Here is an 8,195-nt window from a genome sequence, read left to right as displayed (position 1 = left end):
ACTGCGTGCGCTAGCGATATTCGCCCGCTGGCCGACAGTACCGGCTCGGCTTCTCCGTCGGAGGCGGCGACCGCCTCCGAAACTGCTTCCGCCGCAGCGTCTGCGAGCGCTTCTCCTTCGGCGTCTGAGAGTGCTTCTGCGAGTGCTTCTGCCGCTTCGGGTCTTCGCTCTTCGGGCAGGAAGTATAAGGGCATCATCACTTTCGAGAATTATGTGGAGAACGGCAAATATGTTGCGGCGACCGCTACGAATCCGGCTGAGAACGTGCCGAAGCCCGCGCCTCCTGAGAACTTCAAGGAGCACAGTGTTGATGGTGCGTACGCTTTCTTGAGTTTCTGGCTGGCGAGCTTGAACCATTTGATGATCACGGGTGACCCGGAGCCCATTGAGATGGTTTACTACAAGGGCTACGGCTGGGAGAAGTATCAGAGCACAATCAAGCTGTATGCCTCGGGTGCTGGTTGGGTGTACGGTACGGAAACTCCGTATATTGTTGAGCTACTGACTGATGCTCCTCGAGCGGTGCCCGGCAGCAATAACACTGCCTTCATTTGGGAGGGCCTCGCCCATATGGACCCCAAGATGATACGGCATTATAGGAATCAGCCTGAGAAGGCGACAAGCGCTGAAGAGTCGAAGAAGAAGGTGGCGAGGTTCCGTCTGGAGTACAAGGACGACAAGTGGGAGCTGTCTAGCGCCGCTTAGTTGCCGTCTGGCGGAGGGTTTCCTCTCGTGGTGATTTTTCATGTTATAAGACCCCGCACCTGGTAAAACGCTGGGTGTGGGGTCTTAATTTTCTGAACACTTGAGGTGGTCGCGGGGGCTAGGTGGTGGCTCTCGGGTAACCTTAAAAATATATACATTGACGTACTGATAGGTCTGTACGGGGTGCGCATGCCCGCCACGGTGTGTGGCGTGATTTGCTCTGTATTGGCTCCAACGAAGGGCTTCCGATGACTACCTTCTTCACTCGACGTACTCTCCTGGGCGTGGGTGCGACCGGTGTTCTTGCAGCGCTGACTGCGTGCGCTAGCGATATTCGCCCGCTGTCGCAGGGTTCCGGCGGTTCCTCTGGTTCGGCTTCTAATGCTGCTTCTGGCGCTACTTCTGGCGCGGCTTCCTCTTCTGTGAGCGCCTCGGCGTCACCTTCTCCTACCGATGATCACACGCCCGGCTCATACGTGGGCCCGATTAAGTTCAATAACTACGAGCGGAGCGGCACCTACATTCCGGCGAGTGCGGAGGCGCCGGCGCAGAACGTGCCGAAGCCTCTTATCCCGGAGAAGATGAAGGAGAACAGCCCCGAGGGTGCTTACGCTCTGATGGGTTATTGGCTTGCTTCCCAGAATTATCTGATTCTGACCGGCGATGTTGAGCCGCTGATGAAGGCGGATCCTGCGAAGGCTTTTTTGAGGAACTCTAGGACCATGATTAAGCTCTACGAGTCGGGTCTGGGTTGGATTTACGGTTCGGATCAGCCGTACAAGATTGAGATTGCGGAGAATGAGCTTCAGCCGGTTGCTAATAAGCCGGACCGTTACGAGTGGCTTGTGACCGTCGCGTATGACGCTGCCGCTAAGTACCACATTGAGGGTGAGCCTGATGCGACTATCGTTGAGGAGGAAAAGACGATTCCTCGCACGACGAAGTTCATCATGGAGTACAAGGAAGGCATGTGGCGCATGCTTTTGAACAACGATAGTTAGTTTCCCTCATCTTCTGATACGCACTACTTAAGGATTTTTCATGGCAGCTTTTCTTTCTCGACGTGCCGCACTAGCAGCTGCTACCGGTGCTGGCGCGGCTGCGGCGCTGACAGCTTGCGCTAGCGATATCCGTCCGCTGGCTGATAGCTCCGCCTCCGGTGAGGCTTCGGCCAGTGCCAGCGCTTCTGAGTCTGCGAGCCCTTCTGCTAGCGCCTCTTCGGGTGGTTCTTCTGAGAAGTCCTATCTGGGGCCGGTAAAGTTCGACAACTATGAGAAGAAGGGCGAGTATATCCCTGCGGATGAGACGCATAAGGCGCTGAACATGCCTAGGCCTCGACCGCCGGCAAATATGTACGAGAATACTGTTGATGGAGCTTACGCGGCCTATAGTTTTTATGAAGCAAGCCTCAACTACTTAGTACTTACCGGTGATGTTGAACCGTTGAAAGAAGCTGATCCTGTTGGCAAGGACGTCAAAGCTTTTCAAGGTTATGTAACTGTATACGAAACCAATGAGGGATGGTTTTACGGTTCGGAGAAACCGGTTCAAACTGAGATGCTAACCCCCCGGCCTGAAAAGGCATCAGGTAGCGACACCCTCTATATTTGGCCTATCAGATTTGTTAGGGATCCTAATGCGATGTCTCGCATTGAAGGGCGAGCAGATGAGCCTATGTTCCCTAGTAAGGCTTTGACTCCTGACCACGCCAAGCTGAAGTTGTCCTATAAGGACGGTAGATGGTTTTATGCCGCCACTAAGGGCGGCGAGCAGAGCACTCCAAGCCCAAGCGCTAAAGCATCGACTGAGGCTACCCCTAATAACGCCTAGAGCATCTTTGCAGAGTTCACCTTAGGGGTGAGGATCTACCTCACTTATAGGGTTAATAAGCTCCAGAGCTTCATCCCTTACCCTACTTATCATTTAAGGATTTTTCATGGCAACTTTTCTTTCTCGACGTGCCGCATTAGCTGCTGCTACCGGTGCCGGCGCGGTTGCAGCACTGACTGCTTGCGCTAGCGATATTCGCCCGCTGGCTGATAGCTCCGCCTCCGGTGAGGCTTCGGCCAGTGCCAGCACTTCTGAGTCTGCGAGCGCATCCGCCTCGGCATCTGCTTCAGCGACTGAGTCTGCTAAGAAGTCGTACAAGGGCACGGTGAAGCTCGACAAGTACGAGAAGAACGGCGAGTACGTTCCTGCCACGGCTGAGAAGAAGGCGCAGAACGTGCCGAAACCTATTGTTCCGGAGAAGATGAACGAGGCAACCATTGAGGGCATGTACGAGTTCCTCAGCTACTGGGTGGCAAGCTTCAACTACATGTTTATGACCGGTGATTACGAGCCGCTCAAGAAGGCTGACCCGTACTCCCGCTATGCGAACGAGGGCAGCAATGCTGTTATCATCTACTCTTCCGGCAGGGGCTGGGTATACGACACGGATACGCCGGTTACCGTTCAGCTTCTGACCGACGCCCCGAAGAAGGTCGCGGGCGGACCCAACCGCTACGATTGGCTCGGACGCATCATCTATGACCCCAACGCGAAGATCCACATTGAGGGTCAGGACCCCGCTCCCCTAGTCGATGGATCCACTAAGAGCGAGGCAACCAACTTCGCGGCGGACTACAAGGACGGTGCGTGGTACATGCTCAGTGATGAGGATGCTGATGCATCCTCTTCCGAGAAGAGCAGCGCTAGCGCCTAAAACCCGCCTCTAAGCGGCTGGTTCTAAAAGTGAGGGAAGCTCTCGAATGCAGTTGAGGCTGCGTGCGGGAGCTTCCCCTTTTTGTTTGCATGGCCTGCGTACGGTCGTGTTGAACTGTTCCCGCAGACGAGCAGGTGCAGGCTTTGAATGTGTCAACAAACCTGCTCGGGTACGCTTAAGAGCACAGAACAAACTATTGAGGGGTTCTCATGCCTACCTTCGTTACCCGACGCGCTGCCCTGGGCATTGTTGCCGCTGCCGCGCTCGCCTCCTTGACTGCCTGCGCCAGCGATATCCGCCCGCTGGAGGACCCGAGCGTAGTTGACCCGATGCGCCCCTACAAGGGCGAGCTGAAGTTCAATAGCTACAAGTCCACCGGAACGTACCGCCCTGCAAGCAGCACGAAGAAGGCGGAGAACCCGCCTATACCCACCCCTCCCGTGAACATGAAATCGAAGACGACCTCGGGCATGTACGCAGCTATAGGCTACTGGGTTGCGTCCCTGAATTATCTGACGGTTACAGGCGACGACACGCCGTTCAAGGCCGTGGACATGGATGTCATCTACGTGCGGAAGATGGAAGCATACGTAGAGTTGTACAAGAAGAATGAGGGGTGGATGTACGGCACCGAGACGCCGCTCGTGGCTGATCTGACCGAAGAGACCCCGCAGAAGGTTGACGATGAGCAGTACCGTTGGAAGGGTGTTGCCCGTAGCCATAAGGATGCTGTTCTCCATTACGTGCCCGAGGACAGGGACATTCGTCTGGCTGAGACGAGCGGTGACTCCAGCGACGATGAGGTCACTTTTGTGTTGAAATACCGAAACGATGCGTGGATGGTCACCGTTGAGACGAAGAGTTCCTCGACGACTTCTCCCGGATCCTCGGGCGGAAGCGATTCTGGCCTCAACGTTTAGGATGCGGTAGCGCGGCAAAGCGGCAGCATCAGAGGATGATGACACTTTCCCCTAGTAAACGGCACTTTTCGTTAGCTAACGTATCTTTTGTAGCATTTTCCAAGGTTTAACAACAAAGAAATCATAAAAATACCCAAATACACTAAGGTACCCTGAAATAGATACACCGATAATCTATTGAAGGGTACCTTATGTCCACCTTCGTGACCCGACGCGCCACCTTTGGCATCGCCGCCACCGCCGTGCTCGCCTCCTTGACTGCCTGCGCCAGCGATATTCGCCCGCTCAGCGACCCGAGCACGCCCGAGGAACAGCGCTCCTACAAGGGCGAGCTGAAGTTTAACAGCTACGAATCACGCGGCACCTACGTTCCCGCGACCAGCTCGAAGAAGGCGGAGAATCCGCCCAAGCCTATTCCTCCTGCAAAGATGAGGGCCAAGACGACAGAGGGCATGTACGCCGCCATAAGCTTCTGGTTGGCTTCTTTCAATTACCCTATGATTACCGGCGACATTGAGCCGTTTAAGGCTGTGGATATAAACCGAAACGATATCTACAAGGCCGAACCTTTCGTCGAATTTTATGAGAAGAACACTGGCTGGGTGTACGGTACTGATGCGCCATTCTCAGCAGAGCTGACCGAGGACGCTCCGCAGAAGGTTGACGAACAACAGTACCGCTGGCTGGGTGTTGGCCGGTATAACAAGGAAGCAAAGATTCACTACACAGATGGCAGGGAACTCACCATGGCTTCATTGAGTAGCGGCCCCGGTGATTATGAGTTCTTCTTTATCTTGGAGTATCAGGATGGCGCCTGGACGGTTCGGAATGAACCAGCCAAACTTACAACGAGCTCACCCAGCTCAAGCGCGAGCAGCTCCGGCACCTCCATTTAGAACCCCGGTCATATCGTAGTCGTGCAAAAATCTCTGTGCCCCGTGTTTTTCGTCATCTACCGCCGCTTTTACGGCGTTGAAGGCGCACACAACATTGGGCTGGCCGCTCCCCTGCGATATTCTGGAATTAGTTCAATACCGGCACATACTTTATTCACCTCAGAAAGAGCCCCATGTCTACCATGTATACCCGCCGCACCGCCCTGACCGCACTGGGCCTGGGCACCGCTGCACTTCTTGCCGCATGTTCCTCAAAGTCCTCCGAATCTTCAGCAACCGCGAGCGCATCCGCACCCGAGTCTTCGGCATCCGCGAGCGCTACCGCATCCGTCTCCCCCACCGCGGAGGCAACCACTACCGTTGAGCCTGGCCCCAGCATGAAGGGTGAGGTCGTTCTTGCCGACTACTCCTCCACCGGCACTTTTGAGCCCGGCACCAAGGAGCACAAGGCAGTGAACGTTGCGATCCCCGTGGAGCCGGCGAAGCTGCGTGAGAACAGTGTTGAGGGTCTGCACGCGTTCATTGCGTACTGGCAGGCTACCCTGAACTACCTGCTGCTGACCGGTGACGGTACCCGCTTCACGAACATTGACCACACCGGTGACTACTCGACTGTGGCTGAGTTCTTCCAGAGCATGTACGCTTCGGAGAGCGGCTGGGTTATTGGTTCGGAGCGTCCGATGGTTCTGTCGCTGACTGCTGACCGCCCGACCAAGGACATCCGCACCGGCTACTACACTTGGGCAACCGAGATGGTGATTGATGGTGCTGAGGGTGCTGGCGTGTACAGCAAGACCAACGATCGTGTGCAGCCGCTGACCGAGGTGTTCAAGTACCCGGGCAAGCCGGTGGCTGGTCAGGTTGTGGCGCACTACCAGGACGGCACTTGGCGTATGGTGCGTCGCGCTCCAGGTACTGCGTCTGCTTCGCCGGTTCCGTCGCTGAGCCCGAGCGCTTCGGCTGAGGGTACTGCGTCTGCGGAGGCTACCACTGCTTCTGCTGAGGCATCGGCACAGTAGATTCAGATCCCCTTTATACCGCTGAGAAGCCACATGTGTTTCGAGAAGCCACCATTATGGTTGCTTTTCGAAACACATGTGGCTTTTCGCTTTTATTCTTTGCCCACCGATACAGATATAAACAAAAAGCCTTGATTCCGAAGAATCAAGGCTTTTTCCTAGTGGTGACCCCAACCGGATTTGAACCGGTGTTGCCGCCGTGAGAGGGCGGAGTACTAGGCCGCTATACGATGGGGCCGTGAGATTTACATCTCTTTTACCAGGTCTCCCTGGCAACACATATAACTATACAGAGCTTCCCAGGAACAACCAAATCGAAAAGCAGTGAATTGAGTCACATATTTTACACCGAGTGCAAGACCCTCAGCACCGGCTCTTTTACAGCTGCACCAGGCGCCCCCCCCCGCAGATAGACACAAAAATGCGCCCCGCACAGTGTACGGGGCGCATCCGCTCAAACTAGAGCAAGAAACTATGCCTTACGGCGGCGAAGCACCATCACAGCGGCACCGGCAATCAGCGCGAACGCACCGACAGCAGCCAGGCTCAGAACGTTCTGAGCACCGGTCTTAGCCAGCGAGCCCTTGCTCTGAGGCGCAGACTTGGTAGCCGAAGCGCTCACCTGAGCATCGGAGTTAGAGCCCTTAGACTGATCCTCAGACTTCACCGAAGAAGAGTTCTTCAGCGGCGCGGTCTTCGCGGTGGTTCCCAGCTGGTCGTTAGCTTCCTCAGCCTTCGACTGTTCGCCCTTAGGCTGCTCAGCTGCCGGCTTCTTTTCTGCTACAGCAGCAGATGCGGAAGGCGATGCCGAAGCATTGGTCGGGAATGCCGGCTCCTCAGCCTCATCGCGGTTATCCGCATTGCCGGCGTCCTTCGCATCATTAACAATCAGCGAAACAGCCGAATCGTAATTACGGTTGGTAGCCACGTCGGAACCAGCGGTGACAGTACCGAGCATATAGCCCTGGCTATACTGCATGGTGTTCGCGGGAACACGCAGAGTTGCGTCGAAGGAGTACTTGCCGGTGCGTGCGTTGTAGACGAACGCGCTCGCCGGAACGACGGTGGAGACCTTCTGAATATTCGCCAGTTCGCTATCGGTCAGCTTGTCGTAACCCATCGACCATTCGCCTTCCTTGACGAGGAACAGGCGAATACCTTCTGCTGGGGGCTTCTCAAAGTCGTAGCCGGACACGTGGAAGGTGTAGGGGCGGGTAATGTCGACGGTACCCTCAGCAAAGTTCAGGGTGGGGTCAATCAGCACTGCGGTAGCCTGCTTCGGGTAGCCCTGGAAGGGAACCTTAGCGGGGTTGATGGTCGCAGTGGAGGTGAACTCACCCTCAGAAACCTCAGCGTAGAACTTCACGATGGAGTTCGGAACCAGCTTCTGCTGCGAGGAAGGAACAGCCTTGCCGTTGCGATCCACGGTCGCCTTGGAGGTGTAGGTGTCGGTCATGGTGCCGTCGCCGGTCTTCGAGTTCAGCACATAGGGTACCGCCGCGGTGGTGTTAGCGATGTCCTGCTTGTCCACTGCGATGACGGAGCCGTCCGCGGTGATGGTCAGGTCGTTAGCCTTACCGCCGTTCATCTCAACCTCGCCGATCACGCGGTCGGTCTTGGCGTCAAAGATGGCGATCTTGCCGGTGCCGAAGTCGGTCACGTACACCAGGTCGCGATCCTCGTCGTTCTCCATAGACAGCGCCTGGTTGCCGAACTTGACGAACTTCTTGAACGCGCCGGTGGTCAGGTCGTAGACAGAGATACCGGAGTTAACGCCATCCACGCCCTGGGAGGAGACGTAAATTTCGTTCTCGGAGTGGTCAATGGTGACGTCAGAGGGGCGAACCTCAACGGAGGAGTTCTCGCCGCGAGTCTGAATAACCTGCTCGGTCTTGAAGGTCTTGGTGTTGATGACGAAGACCTTGCCGCCGGTGCGCTCGGGCACGTACAA

8 protein-coding genes and 1 tRNA gene are annotated in these 8,195 nt (G+C 55.9%); 7 read left to right on the top strand and 2 right to left on the bottom strand.

Annotated features, from left to right (window positions below):
• From HMPREF2765_RS06100 to HMPREF2765_RS06070, 7 genes are all read left to right on the top strand, one after another.
• The coding region (locus tag HMPREF2765_RS06100; protein WP_070600290.1) for a DUF6318 family protein at positions 1-705 on the top strand (705 nt) is incomplete at its 5' end.
• A 248-nt stretch (positions 706-953) separates the two neighbouring features.
• The gene (locus HMPREF2765_RS06095) at positions 954-1,706 is read left to right on the top strand and encodes a DUF6318 family protein (protein ID WP_044150524.1); all 753 of its coding nucleotides are present in this window, start codon (positions 954-956) and stop codon (positions 1,704-1,706) included.
• 40 nt (positions 1,707-1,746) lie between these two features.
• On the top strand, positions 1,747-2,535 hold the full coding sequence (locus HMPREF2765_RS06090; protein ID WP_044150526.1) for a DUF6318 family protein: 789 nt from the start codon (positions 1,747-1,749) through the stop codon (positions 2,533-2,535).
• Between the two features lie 106 nt (positions 2,536-2,641).
• Positions 2,642-3,409 carry a DUF6318 family protein gene (locus tag HMPREF2765_RS06085; RefSeq protein WP_049341418.1) on the top strand — a complete coding sequence of 256 codons (768 nt, stop codon included), beginning with the start codon at positions 2,642-2,644 and terminating at the stop codon, positions 3,407-3,409.
• Between the two features lie 209 nt (positions 3,410-3,618).
• On the top strand, positions 3,619-4,329 hold the full coding sequence (locus tag HMPREF2765_RS06080; protein ID WP_070604711.1) for a DUF6318 family protein: 711 nt from the start codon (positions 3,619-3,621) through the stop codon (positions 4,327-4,329).
• Positions 4,330-4,520: 191 nt separating this feature from the next.
• Positions 4,521-5,225: a DUF6318 family protein gene (locus HMPREF2765_RS06075; protein ID WP_070604709.1), complete on the top strand. Its 705-nt coding sequence runs from the start codon at positions 4,521-4,523 to the stop codon at positions 5,223-5,225.
• A 173-nt stretch (positions 5,226-5,398) separates the two neighbouring features.
• Entirely contained in the window at positions 5,399-6,244 is an 846-nt protein-coding gene (locus HMPREF2765_RS06070; RefSeq protein ID WP_049362160.1) for a DUF6318 family protein, read from the top strand.
• A gap of 162 nt (positions 6,245-6,406) precedes the next feature.
• Here HMPREF2765_RS06070 and HMPREF2765_RS06065 read toward each other — a convergent pair.
• Positions 6,407-6,482: transfer RNA gene (locus HMPREF2765_RS06065), tRNA-Glu, on the bottom strand.
• A 234-nt stretch (positions 6,483-6,716) separates the two neighbouring features.
• A partial coding sequence (locus HMPREF2765_RS06060) for an LPXTG cell wall anchor domain-containing protein (protein WP_070604708.1) occupies positions 6,717-8,195 on the bottom strand: 1,479 nt, incomplete at its 5' end.

The sequence above is a fragment of the Rothia sp. HMSC062H08 genome (genome assembly GCF_001810775.1).
GTDB lineage: Bacteria > Actinomycetota > Actinomycetes > Actinomycetales > Micrococcaceae > Rothia.
This window is presented reverse-complemented; position numbering and strand designations above follow the sequence as displayed.